Origin of the sequence: Methylobacterium mesophilicum (assembly GCF_022179445.1) — a bacterium.
In the GTDB taxonomy this organism is placed as follows: Bacteria; Pseudomonadota; Alphaproteobacteria; order Rhizobiales; family Beijerinckiaceae; genus Methylobacterium; species Methylobacterium mesophilicum.
On the sequence record NZ_BPQU01000008.1, the window covers coordinates 147,280 to 162,543 of the forward strand.

Annotated in this window: 13 protein-coding genes; 7 read left to right on the plus strand and 6 right to left on the minus strand. The window is 61.6% G+C overall.

What is annotated here, in order from left to right; genetic code table 11:
- On the minus strand, nucleotides 1-1,377 hold the full coding sequence (locus MFF40_RS11280; protein ID WP_238260448.1) for an NAD(P)H-dependent oxidoreductase: 1,377 nt from the start codon (nucleotides 1,375-1,377) through the stop codon (nucleotides 1-3).
- A 174-nt stretch (nucleotides 1,378-1,551) separates the two neighbouring features.
- On the opposite strand from MFF40_RS11280, the gene MFF40_RS11285 reads away from it, so the two are divergent.
- Nucleotides 1,552-2,457: a LysR family transcriptional regulator gene (locus MFF40_RS11285; RefSeq protein WP_238260450.1), complete on the plus strand. Its 906-nt coding sequence runs from the start codon at nucleotides 1,552-1,554 to the stop codon at nucleotides 2,455-2,457.
- Nucleotides 2,454-2,831 (plus strand): hypothetical protein, encoded by a 378-nt coding sequence (locus MFF40_RS11290; RefSeq protein ID WP_238260452.1) that lies wholly within the window; start codon nucleotides 2,454-2,456, stop codon nucleotides 2,829-2,831. The genes MFF40_RS11285 and MFF40_RS11290 overlap by 4 nt, the downstream gene beginning before the upstream one ends.
- Here MFF40_RS11290 and MFF40_RS11295 read toward each other — a convergent pair.
- Entirely contained in the window at nucleotides 2,812-3,264 is a 453-nt protein-coding gene (locus MFF40_RS11295; RefSeq protein WP_238260454.1) for a hypothetical protein, read from the minus strand. The genes MFF40_RS11290 and MFF40_RS11295 overlap by 20 nt on opposite strands.
- Before the next feature lie 119 nt (nucleotides 3,265-3,383).
- On the opposite strand from MFF40_RS11295, the gene MFF40_RS28960 reads away from it, so the two are divergent.
- Nucleotides 3,384-3,737, plus strand: a complete 354-nt coding sequence (locus MFF40_RS28960; protein ID WP_368858851.1) for a helix-turn-helix domain-containing protein — start codon at nucleotides 3,384-3,386, stop codon at nucleotides 3,735-3,737.
- 688 nt (nucleotides 3,738-4,425) lie between these two features.
- On the opposite strand, the gene MFF40_RS11300 is transcribed toward MFF40_RS28960, so the two are convergent.
- The 4 genes from MFF40_RS11300 to MFF40_RS11315 all read right to left on the minus strand — a co-directional run bounded on the left by MFF40_RS11300 (nucleotide 4,426) and on the right by MFF40_RS11315 (nucleotide 10,150).
- Complete coding sequence (locus tag MFF40_RS11300; RefSeq protein WP_238260456.1) at nucleotides 4,426-4,881, minus strand: IS66 family transposase; 456 nt, start codon at nucleotides 4,879-4,881, stop codon at nucleotides 4,426-4,428.
- Between the two features lie 419 nt (nucleotides 4,882-5,300).
- Nucleotides 5,301-7,439: a phage/plasmid primase, P4 family gene (locus tag MFF40_RS11305; protein WP_283206099.1), complete on the minus strand. Its 2,139-nt coding sequence runs from the start codon at nucleotides 7,437-7,439 to the stop codon at nucleotides 5,301-5,303.
- A 676-nt stretch (nucleotides 7,440-8,115) separates the two neighbouring features.
- Nucleotides 8,116-8,910: a hypothetical protein gene (locus MFF40_RS11310; protein WP_238260460.1), complete on the minus strand. Its 795-nt coding sequence runs from the start codon at nucleotides 8,908-8,910 to the stop codon at nucleotides 8,116-8,118.
- A complete protein-coding gene (locus MFF40_RS11315) occupies nucleotides 8,897-10,150 on the minus strand; it encodes a tyrosine-type recombinase/integrase (RefSeq protein WP_238260462.1) in 1,254 nt (417 codons plus the stop codon). Before MFF40_RS11315 ends, MFF40_RS11310 begins: the two co-directional genes overlap by 14 nt.
- Before the next feature lie 328 nt (nucleotides 10,151-10,478).
- Here MFF40_RS11315 and MFF40_RS11320 point away from each other — a divergent pair, with 328 nt between their 5' ends.
- From MFF40_RS11320 to MFF40_RS11335, 4 genes are all read left to right on the plus strand, one after another.
- Nucleotides 10,479-11,198, plus strand: a complete 720-nt coding sequence (locus MFF40_RS11320; RefSeq protein WP_238260464.1) for a hypothetical protein — start codon at nucleotides 10,479-10,481, stop codon at nucleotides 11,196-11,198.
- A 562-nt stretch (nucleotides 11,199-11,760) separates the two neighbouring features.
- Nucleotides 11,761-12,729, plus strand: coding sequence for a helix-turn-helix domain-containing protein (locus MFF40_RS11325; protein WP_147897309.1), 969 nt, complete (start codon nucleotides 11,761-11,763; stop codon nucleotides 12,727-12,729).
- A 187-nt stretch (nucleotides 12,730-12,916) separates the two neighbouring features.
- A complete protein-coding gene (locus MFF40_RS11330) occupies nucleotides 12,917-14,605 on the plus strand; it encodes a methyl-accepting chemotaxis protein (protein ID WP_147897308.1) in 1,689 nt (562 codons plus the stop codon).
- A 28-nt stretch (nucleotides 14,606-14,633) separates the two neighbouring features.
- Entirely contained in the window at nucleotides 14,634-14,978 is a 345-nt protein-coding gene (locus MFF40_RS11335) for a hypothetical protein (RefSeq protein WP_147897307.1), read from the plus strand.
- The last annotated feature ends 286 nt before the right edge of the window (nucleotides 14,979-15,264 follow it).

Consider the following 15,264-nt stretch of genomic DNA (forward strand, 5'->3'; position numbering starts at 1 on the left):
TCAGGCGACCTTCTGTGCTGCCTCGGCGAGACCCAGCTCTTGCCTGAACAGGGTCTCCATCTCGCGCCGAACGCGAATCGCCTCTTGGTTCGCGTCGTACGCGACGTCGCTCCAGCGCACGGCCCGCCCGACGGGGACGTCGTTCTTCAGGACCATGTTGTGGGCGAGCCCGATCGGCAGTGCATCCTGCGCCAGGGCATCGGATGTCGGCATCAGCTTGCCGTAGACCGTGAAGCCGCCCTCGCCGTCGAGGCGCTCACCGGCCTTCAGGGCGCGCTTGGCAGTGGCCGCCACGTCGCCGCGCCACTCGCCGGTAGCGCCTGTGGCCTCGCCGCGGACCGCGATGGAGGCCACCGAGATCCCCAATTCTAGGCCGATCAGGTGGTAGGGCTTGTAGGTAGCAGCAAAGCGGCCGCTGTCGTCGGTCTTGAGGCCGTACTGGGAGAAGCATTCCTGCACGTAGCGGCTCGGCGCCTCGAACACCGCGTAAACGCCCCAGCGCAGGTCGCGGAACACCGGCCGGCCGTCCCGCTCCAACGACGACACCACCTCGACGGTGCCGCGATCAGCCAAGATGCCACCGTCGGCTACGGGACGCAGCACGCTCGGCAGATCGTCGACGCCGCAGGACGGGAAGGCGAGACCGTCGCGCGGGGGCGTCAGCCCACAGGCATTGGCCACCGCGGCCATCTCCAGGGCGGATTTGGTGCCGTCCAGGAAGGAGTTGAACATCTGCGCGTTGAAGTCGCCGCCCGCGACCTGCTCGGCGCTGAAGCCGTAATGCCCCCAGACCGTTTCAGGTGTGGAGGCGTGGTAGGCCGGCAGATATTTAGTGCCCTTGCCGGCGCAGATCACCTCTAACCCAATGGTGCGTGCCCAGTCGACGAGTTCCGCGATGAGCGCCGGCTGGTCGCCGGAGGCCATGGAATAGATCACCCCGGCCTCGGCGGCGCGGCGGGCGAGCAGCGGTCCGGCCAGCACGTCGGCCTCGACGTTGACCATGACGATATGCTTGCGGTGTTTGCAAGCCTGGAGGGCGTGGTGGATGCCAGCGGCTGGGCTGCCGGTCGCGTCGATCACGATGTCCACGAACGGGCTCGCAATCATCGCGTCAGCGTCGTCCGTGATGAAGGTGGTGCCGGCCTTCGCCGCCTCCTCCATTCCGCGCGCCTTGGCACGAGCGTCATCCCAGCCGACTCGCTGCAACGACTGGCGCGCCCGGTCCGGCGACAGATCGGCTATGGCGATCAGGTGTATCCCAGGCGTGCGAGGCGCCTGTGACAGGTACATGGAACCGAACTTTCCGGCGCCGATCAGGCCGACCCGGACGGGCCGACCCTCGCTCGCGCGAAGCTGGAGCTTGGAAAACATGGACATGTGGCGATCTCCCTGGGCGGTCTGTTTTTCGGCCCGGATCTAAAGCCCGGCCCTCTCCGCCGCGTTTGCACTTTGTCGCGAGATAGGAATTATCATTCGATTCTGCGCACGCCCATGCGAAGGATTGCAAAGGCGGCTTGCACAAATCCCCATGCCTAGGACCGGCGGCGCCCCATGGCCGATTTCGACTGGAATGACCTCCGCGCCTTCCTGGCCATCGCCCGAGTGGGACGGTTGACGATTGCGGCCCAGCGCATGGGCATCGACCACTCCACCTTGAGCCGCCGCTTGTCTGCTCTGGAAGGGGCTCTCGGCACACGCCTGTTCGACCGTCGCCCGTTCGGCTTCACCCTGACCAATGACGGCGAGCGCCTGCTTGCGGATGCGGAGCGGATGGAGAGCGTGGCGATCACGCTGCGCGCGCACCTAGACGCGGATGCGCATCAGGTCAGTGGCACCGTGCGGCTCGGAACGCCCGAGGCGTTCGGGACCTACTTCCTGGCCCCACGCCTCGCCGAGTTCTGCACGGCCCAGCCGACGCTCGAAGTCGAGTTGGTGGCCAACCCGCGCAGCTTCAGCTTGTCGAAGCGGGAGGCCGACCTCGCCATCGGCATGACCCGACCGGAGACCGGTCGGCTCTTCGCCCGTAAGCTCGTGGACTACGCCCTTGGTGTGTACGCAGCGCGCGGCTACGTGGAGTCCGCGGACGCGATCCTGTCGGTGGACGACCTGCCCGGCCATCGCTGGATCGGCTACGTCGAGGATCTGCTCTGGACAAGCGAACTCAACTACCTCCCGCAGGTCTCGCCGGCGATCCACCCGCAGGCGCGGATTTCGAACATCATCACCCAGCTGGAGGCGGTGCGTGGCGGTGGCGGCCTCGCTATTCTGCCGTACTTCCTGGCCCGCACCTGCCCGGACCTCGTACCCGTTCTGCCCGAGGTTGTACGCATTGTCAGGGCCTACTGGCTCATCGCCCACGAGGACACCCGCGACCTGCCGCGGGTCCGACTAGTCTCTGACTTCCTGACCAGGCAGGCCGAGACGGCCGGCGAAGCCTTCTGGCTGACGCCGCCGTGACACCTGATCCGCCCAGGCATCAGGCCGCGGTCCAGCCCGGCCCGACTTTCCTCTTCCACGTCCAGGAACCAGCGGAGGAAAGCCTGGATCGTTTCCAGCGCTCCGTCCCACTCGCAATAGCCGATGAAGTGAAGGTCCCGGTGCATTCTTTCGATCCGGCCGTCACCCAAGCGCACAAGGTGCCCAGCGCCAGGCTCGTCTCGGGCGAACCGCAGGTTTTCCAGCGCGGTCCCGAACCCTTGGAATGGGGCTTAACTCACGCAGCTAGCCGGTCGAAGGCCGCGCCTACCGCGCCCGTCGAGATCGGCAAGCCGGGTAAAGCAATAAATTATGGCTTTGCATTTATCGAATTTTTTATTCGATTCGTGCTTTAATGTAAAAATAGTTGACGTTTCCGCTTCCGTCAGGAAACGCTGTTACCTCCCTTAATCCCGCAAGTCCCAACCAGCGCATCGCGTATTGAGTTGACGAGGCTGGAGCACTATCGGTGGGAAGCCCTAGCTGACCTAAACTCGACGGCAGGTAGGCAGCGTTCTTGGGGGTGACGGTGAACCAATCGGCAGCACCATTAATGAACATAATCTCAACCGCTTCGGCTTTGTAGACGCATTTGCGGCCGTATTTGCTCGGCTCACACCTCGATGCTTGGCCGAGCTGCTGAGCCGTTTCCGCTTCGTTAGCTCCGACGAGCGCCGGCACGGAGATGGTTTCAGCAGTCCCCATCTTTTCACGTGCCTCGGCATAGAGTGGCGCTAGGGCGCCGAACCCGAACACCAGCAGTCCCGAAACGAACTTCCTGAAGGCCATCCGCATCATCCCCATCCGCAAGCGATCGGAATGCACATGAACTACGGTTCATCCGTTTCGTAAAGATGGAGAATTAGTGTTCGTGGTCAAGCTGCGCGGGAGGCTCCACGTCTCACGGTATGAGCGAGGCTCTCAAGCGGGCGATTGGACAGCGTGTTCGAGATGCGAGGCAGGAAGCTGGCCTTACCCAGGAGGATTTCGCAGCTCGCATCCACCGCACGCCCGAGAGCATATCCAAGCTCGAACGTGGCGTTACTCTGCCTGACATCACGACACTTCTGGAGATCGCGTCAGCGACAGGAAAGGCGCTCTCGACTTTCCTGGACTTACCTGAAGCGAGGCCTACGCGATCACCCACGCGACAGCGGCTCGAAGCTAAAATGGCTAGATTTCTGGCAAAGCTTCCCGACGGTCAGCTTCGCGTAGCAGTCGACTTAATTGAAGTTCTTGCACGGCGAGCAGATTCCGACTGAAGGAAATCGTTTTCATGCGGTTACCAGCGCCCAAGCTTGTGAGGTTGTGGCTCAATCGCCTGCGATCTCGAGGCTGATCGCGGACGGCGTGTTGCCGGCGGAGCGCTTCGCAGCCTGATGCCGGAGTGCACCGGCTCCGCCGGCGGCCAATACGTGATCTGAGCATTCTTATTCTAACGGCTTATACCTCTGCCACAAGTGTTCAAGAGCAGGTCTGTGGCTGCGGATCAGGGATGGACGTAGCGACGTTGGAAGCGGTCGCTCTAAGGCCTGCTCGATACCAGGCAACTCGGTTGGCGGTGACTGCATAAACATGGCAAAATATCCTCGAAATCGCGATCACGGTCGTTCCTGATCACAATCCGCCTCAAACATTGAAGACTAGCGCCAAGTTGATCGGCAATCAAACCTGCTAAGACCTTGAGCTTTATAACGTAAGAGAGGGCGCACAGGAGGGCTGCTGCGGCAGCGGAGCACGAATTGTAGCGATCCCCGGCTCAGCGCTTTGTTGGCCGTCTGAGCCGCGCTTTCGCGGTTTATTGCTATCGGCGATCCTCATCGAGTTGCAGCGTTTCAAGCCGCGTCCCGCTTCGCCTGACAATCCGCGCCGGAGCGCGTAATGGTCGTAAGCGCTCGGAAAAGCCGATCGTTAAACCACTGGAGCGATCGACGGGGTCTGCATTCAGTTTCAGGGCAGCACGTCGGCCAGCCGTTTGCTCGCTCCGGCGATCGAGTGAGGTGAATAACACCTCCATCGGCGGCCGGGCGTCTCAATAGGGCACTCGTTGCGCACGCAGATCCACAGCCGCCCGATCTTCGCCTTGCCAGCGTCGGCCGCCAACAACGGGGCCGGCGTGTCGTCGCTGTTCAAGGCATCGGAGCCGGCGATCACTTCATGTCGCAGCAAGTCGACCAACGGCATCACCGTCGCAGCCGACGCGCCCGGCCAGCCCCGGGGCGTCGAAGGCGGCGACGGCACGCCGTTGTGGGCATAGATAGCGGCTTGGCGTGATAGCGGCAGATGGTCGTCATGGACGTCGAACTTGGCGACCGCGATGGGGGAAAGCAATCTCGGTCCGGCACGCTCGCGGGCAATGGCTGGGCAGGCGACAGGGCAAGAACGTGTAAGCGAACCGCTGTCCATGAGCACGATCCTCATGTACCGTGAAGGAGAGATGAGGGCTTGGAGGCTGCCTCTCGATCTGGCTCGACGCGATGTACACAGAGCCGACGTGCGTGCCGCCCGGATGATGAGCACGGAGAGCGAACCCGCTTGCCGCCTGTCCTCAAGGTAGACATCCCACATTATCAAAAAGGCGATGTCTAGCAGGCGGCATTCTCGACCGTCGCGTGAAGTTTTGCACGTCGCAATCTATCAAAGTTTCCCTAAGCGATCTTGAAAGTTACCGCCCGACCCCACCGAAGTTGCGTATCAATCGATGGGTGTGGTGGGTGTGGTGGTTCGTGCTTTTTCAAGCGTTACGCGCGCGAAGCGCATGCGTGCACATACGTTGCAAAAAGTCGGACCCACCACACCCACCACAGGGAGAGACAGTCAGAAGCTCAGAAGGGTGCGAACACCTCTTCTCTCAACCTTAAGCCCTGGAAATAGTTGCCCTTACGGTCCGCCCCCTTGGTGAGGCCGAGACGCTCTGCTCGAGCTGTGAGACGCTCCGAGAACGCTTTCTGACTCAAGACGAACTCCCGAGCTCGTGTAGCCCAGCTGACAAAGCTATCGTACGACTCCGAAGAAGGCGTTCGGGTTGATGGATCAGTCTCGCAGCACTCCTCAAACCATCTCAGCACCGTGTCCTCATCATTGAAGTAGGATGATGTCGAGTTGAGCACCGCCTCAGGCGGGTTTAGGCCATCGCGCTGCCATTGCAGGCACCCTTCAATCATCCAGGCCAAGATTCCCGGCCATTCGGACTTCAGCTTTGCTTCAAGCTCTTTGTCCCGCTCTTCAGACGGGATCGTGACTGTGAACGGGATGATTTGAAAGCGCCGGCTGGTCGCCTCATCGACGGACCGTAGCCGCGGCCTATGATTGCCTGAAATGAACAGCTTGAATTGCGGAGTGTACTCGAAGAAGTCTTGCCGCATGAAGCGCGCTTCGATTTTGTCGCCGCCCGTGAGAGCCTTGATACGCGCCTCGGCCCAGGGTCGTCCCTCTTCCGTTTCGCTGGCACTCACAAGCCTAGCGCCTTGAAGGCCCGCGAGTTCGGTCGGATGCCGGTCAAATTTGGAGAGTGTGAAAGTCTCCATTGACGCAGTCCGCTGATATTCATTCATGATTCCCAGAACGGTGTTGATTGTGACCGATTTCCCGTTTGCCCCGGTGCCGTAGGCAAAGAACAATGCGTGCTCGCGGGTGATGCCGGTTAGTCCATATCCGAAGACGCGCTGGAGGTAGGCAATCAGCTCCTCGTCTTCGTCCGTGATCCGGCGTAGGTGGTCGCACCATAACGGACAAACGCCGCCAGGAGAGACTGCCGTAATCTTAGTTATATAATCCAAGCGGGAGTGGGCCCGCAGGCTGCCGGTCTTGAGATCGGCGACACCTTCGGGTGTATTAAGCAACCATGGATCAGCGTCCCACTGCTCCGTAGTGGCCGCAAGGCGGCGATCTGCTTGCGCCAGGCGCTGGACGGCGCTGACCGTTTTCGCGCTCTTTATGGCGTCCGAGAGCTTCGAGCTTTTCGCTTTGGCCGCCTCTTCACGACAGACATCGCGAGCAAGATCGAAAGCCCACAAAGTCTCCTCGCGCATCCAGCGCTTCCCATCATAATCGAGCCACCTTCCCCAATTGGCAACGTATCTCAGCCTGCACTCGTGCAAGTCTGCAAATCGCAACGCCAGCGCGTCCTCCGATATGCCGAGATCCGCTTCCGAGACGTACCCCAGCCATTCTACGGCCGCGGTAGCGACCTTATCTCCGAATACCTCCTTGAGCTTTGGTAGGCCGCAGGTACGGCCTCCTCGTTCGTATTCTGTTGCAGCATCTTGCGCAGCTCGGCGCCGATCAGGAATTTCGTCGTCGCCGGCGACCGTGGCAATTTGTTCGACAGCATCAGCAGCCCAGGTCGCTCCGCAACGAGCTAGAAACCCGCCCAGAACCAGAGCCGCCTGATGCCGAGAGCCCTCTCCTGGCCAACTGCGCGCGAACAGCGATAGCGCCGCCAGCGCTGCGACACGTTGCTTTAATATCGCACCGTCGACGCTTCGAGGTTCACCGTCATTTGCCCAGTCGATCGTTTCGCCCGAGGGATGGACCGAACCCGGGAAAACCGTCTGTGCAGCGGCGGCACCTCCGATCCGCAACTCAACCAGCGTGTCTCCTGTTTCAGGATCGTTGAAAGCAATCCTCGCTTTACCTTCGGTCTCGCACAGCGAAGTCCGGTAGAGCCAGTGCGATCGCGGCTTAGTTCGCCGCCCGAAACAAGCGTCAGTGATGGGGAGCAAATTTCCGGCCAGCGCATTCGCCTCCACACAGTCTAGGTCGACGTCGGTAAGCCCTCCCGAAAGGGGGCCGAGGATGACCCCAATGTTTTGGTCTGGGTATTGGAAAAATCGAGCTGCATTCTGCTCCGATATGTGTAAGTCCTTCCAGTTTGGCAGGACGGGTCCTTTCGTCTTAAACGGTACTGGTATCGGCATCCAACCTCGTCGGATGTAATCAACGGCGATGCTCAAAGTTGTCATAGCGGCCTGCCAGTGAGTGGGGGCACTCGCTCAATCGCTAGAGACCAGCCAATCAGAGGCCTGTTAGGCACGCCGTCCGGCCGCAACGGAGTGATCCTCGATTGTTGAAGAATAAACAACCTAGCATCGTCCTTTGTCGCAAAACGGATCGCTTCTTTAACGTCACTTGTCAGACGAACATGACCCGTCGGGTATAATGAGCCGGCGGCATGCGCATCCGGGTCATAAAAAGCAATGTACTGCTCGGTCAACCACTCCCATAAAACAATTTCTCCGCCGACAGGATTATAGCAAGAGTTATGCTTAGCCTCGAAGCCGGATCGAGAAGTTATTGAGTCTAATTCAGGGCAAATGCATCGCGGATTACGTATTTGATTGCACATGTTTCAGGCCGCCTTTTTGAAAGCGAGAGAACGTTCCCACTGGGCGAGCTCTTCCAAACTCCAGAACGGCCGGCGAGAGATATAGATCGGCTTTGGAAACCCGCTTTTGTCTTTGAGGCGACGGTGTATCCACATGTCTGAGCAGTCGTCATAACGCCGCTTGACCGCCGATTTTGTGAGAAATCGGTCCTCAGCTACCTGGGATGTATAATTACTTGGCATCGTGCCGCTCCGTTATAACGCTCCGGAGCAGTTCGATTAGACCCGCCAAACGCGCAAAAGCACCCGAAAACTTATGCCCTATTTGCGCGCTTCGACGGCCCAGGTGCCGATTGCTCATGCTTGTGCCGCTTTGCGCCCTCGAAAAAGCTGCGGCAGTGATGGTCCATGCCAGCGTCATCGCCAGCGAATTTCGCCGCTAGTTTGTACAAAGCGCCATTCTTTGTTGTGCCCGTCGGGACAGAGTCGAAAGCGGAAAGGAGGCTGTACGCAGATCTAACCGCCCGACTCTTGTCAGCAGCGCTCCGCCGTTCGCCATAAGGTTTCCTTGCGAACTCCTCAGCTCTATCGATCAGATCTTTCAATGACACGGAAATTTGATTAGTCTCAAAATCTGGAAGTAATTGCGTTTCGTTTCGCGCTTTCTTCAAAGATTTTACAATCTTTACTGCCGCAACGTGATTGTCTTTATTCCACTTCGAAGGCTCAACGCGAGCGAGTTTGAATTCAGCCAACTCATAAATTACTTCACGACAGCATCGTCGCCATTGATCTCTTTTAGGATTTATGATTTTGATCGCATGCCGGATAACGTTTTTCTTCTCGTTCCTCAATTTCGTGAGCTCAGCCCTCAGCTTGAGATTTATATCACGCTGGAGCCGTAGCCGTGTACCCTCTTCCTGCGCTCTGCGTTCATTTTCAGAAGCACCTTGACGCTCTACTTTGGTCCAAAAGCGATGTTTAGATGAAGACTCATTGTCGTACTGCATTAACTCCTGCTCGCGCCAAAATCGCTCCTCTTGCGTGGAAGCAAATTCCGCGTCGGGGGCTGCACTCGTCAGTTCAGGAAGCGATTTAGATTTCTTCATGCGCTACCCTTGCATTCAACGTTAGATTATTTAACAGGTTATCAGTCCAAATTTTCAGAGCTTCAGTTTTCTCCGCCTTATATTCATGACGCTGATACACTCCGACGATGCCGCCAAACGATCCGCTTACATGGTTAAGCACCTTCTCGATTGTGGGCAGTCCAATCCCGAGGCCTGCCATTCTAGAGGCCGCTGTACGGCGAAGATCGTGCAGCCGCCATAAGGGTATCGAGGCATCCTGGCGGCCCTTCTCGCAGCGGGCTAGCTCAAGCATCCGTTGATCAAGCCGACGCTTCGCTTCGGAGTAACCCGAAACCGGGGTCGCTCCCGTCGTGGAGAACACAAACTGGCAACCTTCAATGCGTGGCATGCTGCGGATCAGTGCAAGTGCCGGTTCGGGTAAAACCAGCGCGTGCTCGCGGCCGTTCTTCACGCGCGATGCCGGGATCGTCCATAGGTTACCGTCTAGCTCGCTCCACTGCATGGCCCCCACCTCCTCTCGCCGCTGCCCAGTCAGGCAGAGAAGCTTGAAGAGCGGTGCGAAAGGTGGCCCAAGGGTTTCGCAGGCGAGCCAGAACCAACGCAGCTCATCGCCCGTGAAAACGCGATCACGCGCTGGAGTAGGTGACGGGGCTTCCACGCCACTGCAGGGACTGCTTACAATCAGATCCCGTGCAAGGGCCCAGTTGAAGAAGCGGCGCAGGGCCGCGAACGTGTTCTGCTTCGTGGACGGCTTGTCGCTTAAAGCGTCGAGGACGACGATCACATCCCGGCGGCGGATATCCTCGATGCGCCGCCCGGACCACCGATCGACGATCCCGCCCTTGATAGGTTTGAGGCGATCCTCTTCGAATCGCAGCCCAAGGAGCCTGGCTGTTTCCTTCCAAGTCCGGTTCTCAGGCCGTTGGTCGCGTTCTATGAATAGGCACGCGACCTCCGCGCAAAGGGTTGAGGCATCACTTTTGGCGTGACGCTTCTCGCCGGCCGGATCACGTCCTTCGGCGATAGCACGTATTGCTACCCTCGCAGCCTCGCGTGCGTCACCGAGTGAGAAGGCGGGCCACCGCCCCAATGTCATATTTCGGGTGCGACAAATATGTCGATAGCGAAGTGCGAATGAGCGAGTTCCAGAAGGCTGCACGACGAGATACAGGCCCGGAAGCCCACCATCGGGGATCTCACGTACGCGTGCTGCGGGCTTGACCTGATCGATGAAGCGCGCGGTCAAAGGCCTTGCCATGCTATGCAGCTCCGCGTAACTGATACGTAACAAAACGAGGACGTTAGAAGGCGTCCGATCGCGTTATAACGCTAGCTAACTTTTGCGCTTAAGGGCAAGCAATGATTGCGAAAATCCCAGCTAAGCGTTACGCAGCGTTAGCTTTCGTAAGGCGGCAGCTGGTCACTCTTAATCAGCGGGTCCTAGGTTCGAACCCTAGTGCGCCCACCAAGACTTCCCAGGACGCTCCTCACAATCTGTTTCGTCGGATCGTCGCCGCACAGGCGCCGATGGGGCGTATCGGCTTGGCATCGTTGCGCCGCTCCCCATTCACAACGAAATCAATTCTTTGGCGACAGCGCTGAAGACAATTCGTTCTACCTATGCAATTTCGGGTTTAGAACTATCTCCGCCTGAAGATGGTCTGGCTTTCGCATATCGCGGGCTGAACTCGGAGATTTGTCGGTTGGTTCGTTTCGCCTCGATTGTCGCCGCGGCGGGGGCAGCTGCCCTGGCGTGGTGCGGGCCCGCTTCGGCGGCACCGGAGATCACCCTCGCGGCGATCGCGACGGGCCGGCTCTACATCGTCGGGACGACGGAGCGTCCGCACATGCCGGTGGTGCTGGAGGACAAGTTCCGCACTGAGTCGGATGAGAAGGGCCGGTTCCAGTACGAACTCGTCTATCATCCGAGTCGGTGCATCGTGTCCGCGATGATCGACGGCAAGAGTGTGGAGGCCGTCGTGAGCAATTGCGGCCAGACCTGCACGGCGGCGCCGCAGACCCCGGCTGTCGGCCCCGCCTCAGTCACCCCGCCGCAGCCGCAGCGAGCGGTGCCGCACAATCGGGCCACCGTCGCGCAGCCGTCGAGCCCCGCCGCCCCCGCGGCCGAGACGCCGGATACCGCGCTGAGGAACGTTCCGATTGCCCGGCCGCCGCGGCCGCCGCAACGACCCGCGGTGCAAACGCCCCCGCAGGTTCGGACCGTCCAACCGGCCAAGCCGGCGCGCAAGCCCCGGCCGGCGCCGCGGCAGGCCCCCGACGAAGCCGGCCCTCCGATCGCGGATTGATCGATCGCGCCGCCACGCTCGAAACCTGAACCGGCCAAGCCGGGACGCCTCGAGGCAAGGACGACGACGGACCTGATCGCTCCCGCCTCTATCGATGACATGGCGCAGGTGACAGACAGCCCCGTCGCGCCGGGGGCCTCCGATGCGCGACAATGCGGACGAGGCGCTCCCATCGGCGCCAGCGCTGCCGCCGGCGTTGCAGGCCCCGTGCAGCGACCCGATCCCGGCCATCCCAGGATCGATACCGACTGATATTCCGGAGTAGAGCCACACAGCATCGCCGCGTGGGTTCGCCGAGGGCCACAGCGCGCGGATAACGGCCTTCTTCTGCGCGACGTTTTAACTCATACAAAACAGCCACTACAAAAGGTGACGATTATTCCGCCCAATGCCAGTGATCGAAATTTTATCTCCAATACAAAAATCTCGCACGAATCTTAAAAGATTGAATACAGTAACTATCTGATTTTTAGACCAATTAATTCGGACCTACCATTTTTAGGTGCGCTGATCGATAATGCGGCAATCCTGGATCGAGATTGCCGAGACGACTTGCGATTCGATGAAAATCATCTTTTCAGCTATCAGTGATCGATCCAATACGAATTTCAATCTCTGGAGGGATTTCGCCACGAGCCGCCTGATGCCAGCCGAACTGCTTCGGGTGGACGATGGTCCCTTCCACGGCTTGTTCGAAGGGACCGATCTCGGGTCGCTGCTGATCACCCGCTCGACGTTCAGCGCCGTGCGGGTCGAATCGACCCCGGCCACGCTCCGGCGAAACCACAAGCGGGACACGCTTGCCGTGACGGTCAAGCTGTCCGGAACGTCGGTGTGCGAGCAGTTCGGGCGCCAGGCCGTGGTGCAGCCCGGTGAGATCGCGGTCCTGGATCGGGCGAGCCCGTCCGTCCGACAGACGTCCGGACCGTCCCGATCCTTGCTCCTGGAAATCCCCCGAGAGCGCTTGGAGAGCCTGCTCGGGGACGCCCGCCACTTCTCGGCCCTGACCATCGGACGGGACCTCGGCAGCGCTCGGCTGGTGACGACGTTCCTAGACACGTTGCTGCATGTCGAGACCGCGCTCACGGCCGACGTCGCCCAGCGGATGTCGGCCATCGCCGTGGACCTGATCGCGGCCAGTATCGCCGAGCGCCTGGCCAAGGAGGTTCCCCGGCCTTTGCACGGCACCGTCGTGGTCCAGCGGGCCAAGTCCCATGTCGAGGCCAATCTCGGCGACCTGACCCTAGACCCGCCCCAGCTCGCGGCGGCCGTCGGCGTGTCGCTGCGCCGCCTTCAGGAACTGTTCCATGAGCACGGGCAACACATCTCCGATTGGATCTGGCAGCGCCGGCTGGAGACCGCGGCCAAGCGCCTGGCCGACCCGGGCTGCCGACACCTGTCCCTCGGCACCCTGGCCTATGGCTGCGGCTTCGCCAGCCAGGCGCATTTCTCCCGGCGGTTCAAGGACAAATACGGGATGGCGCCGAGCGAGTTCCGGCATCTTGCCGATCGTGCCATCGCGAAACCCTGAAGATACCCGCGCGGGTATCCGATTCTGATCTCCCGGCGGGCCAGCACGGCCAACTTCGTCCATCCCGCGTTGGGCTTCGTCCGTGATTACGGGACCAGAGCAATCAGCGGTTGTTAATATCTGTTGGTTAAGCATTCGCGGCTGCAGCCTGCGCAAATTTGCTATTCCGCTGCATTCCGAGGGTGCCGTGACGCTGCAATCTGTCTCCATCCGCACGAAATTGATCGTGGCGTTCACCATCCTGACCGTCTTCGTGGTTGGCCTGGGTATACTCGGGCTCGTCAGCACGCAGAAGCTGCGCGATCAGACCGTCGCCATCGAGACCAACTGGCTGCCGAGCATCAGGACGCTGAGCGAGATCAATACGCTGACGGCGCGGAGCAGCGGGCTTCTCCTGCGCCACACCCAGGCGACCGATCCGGCCCTGCTGGCCACCATCGAGAAGGACATCGGCAACTTCGACAAGTCCGTGGACGACAAGACCAAGTTCTATCGCACCTTGATCAGCTCACCCGAAGAGCAGGCATTGGACGCGACGCTGAGCCGTGCGTCGGAAACCTTCCGGGCTGTCCGGGACGAGGTGCTGGCCCTATCGCGCCGGGGCGACAAGGCGCAGGCCTACGCGCTCTACGAGACGAACGGGCTCGCGCCCCGTCGTGCCGTCTCCACCACCCTCGAGAAGCTGATCGCCCTCAACAACGAAGGCGCCAGCGCCGCCGAGGCACAGGGGCTCGTGGTGTTCGAGGAGACCCGTACGGTGACCCTGATCGCGATCGGGCTCGCCCTGGTTCTCTCGGTCCTGTCGGGGGCGGTGATCGTCCTGGGTGTCACGCGCGGCATCCGGTCCGTGGTGCAGCCGATGCAAGCCCTGATCGCCGGCGACCTGTCGGCGACGATCCCGCACCAGGGCGACCGCACCGAGATCGGCACGATCGCGGACGCCGTGCAGGTGTTCAAGGACGGGCTGATCCAGATGAAGGCTCTGGAGGCCGAGACGGCCGAGGCCCGGCTCACAGCCGAGGCGCAGCGCAAGACCGGCATGCGCCAGATGGCCGAGACGTTCGAGCAGGCGGTCGGCGGCATCATCGGCCTCGTCTCGGCCTCCGCCACCGAGCTTCAGGCAACCGCGGGGGCGATGTCGGCCATGGCCGGCCAGACCTCGGCGCAGTCCGGCGCGGTGGCCGCCGCGGCCGAGGAGGCCGCCAGCAACGTCAACACCGTGGCGGCCGCCGCCGAGGAGCTGGGCTCGTCGGTCCAGGAGATCGGCCGCCAGGTCGACGGCTCGGCCAGCCTGGCGCAGCGCGCCGTCAGCGAGGCGGATCAGACCGCCGTGCTGGTGCAGGAGCTCAGCACGGCGGCGGCCCGGGTGGGCGACGTGGTCGGCTTGATCTCGTCGATCGCCGGCCAGACAAACCTGCTGGCCTTGAACGCCACCATCGAGGCGGCCCGCGCCGGCGCCGCCGGACGCGGCTTCGCCGTCGTCGCCTCCGAGGTGAAGGCGCTGGCCGAGCAGACCGCCAAGGCCACCGAGGAGATCTCGGGCCAGATCGCCCGGATCCAGGCCTCCACCGGCCAAGCCGTCACGGCGATCGGCTCGATCGCGGCGCGGATCCAGGAGATCAGCGGCGTGACCACCTCGATCGCCGCCGCCGTGGAGCAGCAGGGCGCGGCGACCCAGGAGATCGTCCGCAACGTCAGCCAGGCCGCCATGGGGACCGGGGCGGTGACCAGCAACATCACCGGCGTCGCCAGCGCCGCGGAAGAGACCGGATCGGCGGCGAGCGAGGTGCTGGGCGCGGCATCGGAACTCTCGCGGCAGTCCGAACACCTCGCCGCCGAGGTCGGCCGCTTCCTCGCCACCGTGCGGGCGGCCTGAACGGCGGCCCGCCAGGATCGCCGGCCCGATGCGCGCAGTCCAAACCGGTGCGCGCGTCGGCCCAGGCGACGTTTCGCGTTCCGAGCAACCATCGGTTGACCACGCCGACACCCCGCCGCTCGCCCAGGAGGGAGCCAGAACCAGATTGCGGACTTCGCCCGGCGGCTGCGCGTATCCCGCACTGTTCAAGGTCTTGGCCTTCCTGGCCGCGCTGGGATCGGTCGCCTGCGGTTTGCTGATCGTCCGGGACCTGCTCCAGTTGTTGACGCTGCAGCAGAGCCCGACCGAAGCACGCGTGGCAACGTTGCTGGCGGTTCTCGCCGTCGGCTCGAGCCTGGGCGCCGCCGCAAGCCTGCTTCAACGAAATCGTTGAGCCGAATGCGGACAAAACCCATCGCGACCCAGGTGTGCCGGAGCACGCCCGCCCGGAAAGCTTAGGCATACATCAGGGTCACACCGCGAACACAGTCGCGGACCTGATGGAGACTTCCAATGCCCCTCGCAACCCGCCTCACCATTGCCGCCGCCGCGACGATCGCCACCTTCGCGGTCCTGGCCGGCTCCTACGTCCAGGCCTTGAGCCTCGCCCTGCCGGCTCACTTCGTCTGATGCGATCGGACCCGGCGACGGAACGCCCGGCAACCCGGCGCTCCGTCGCC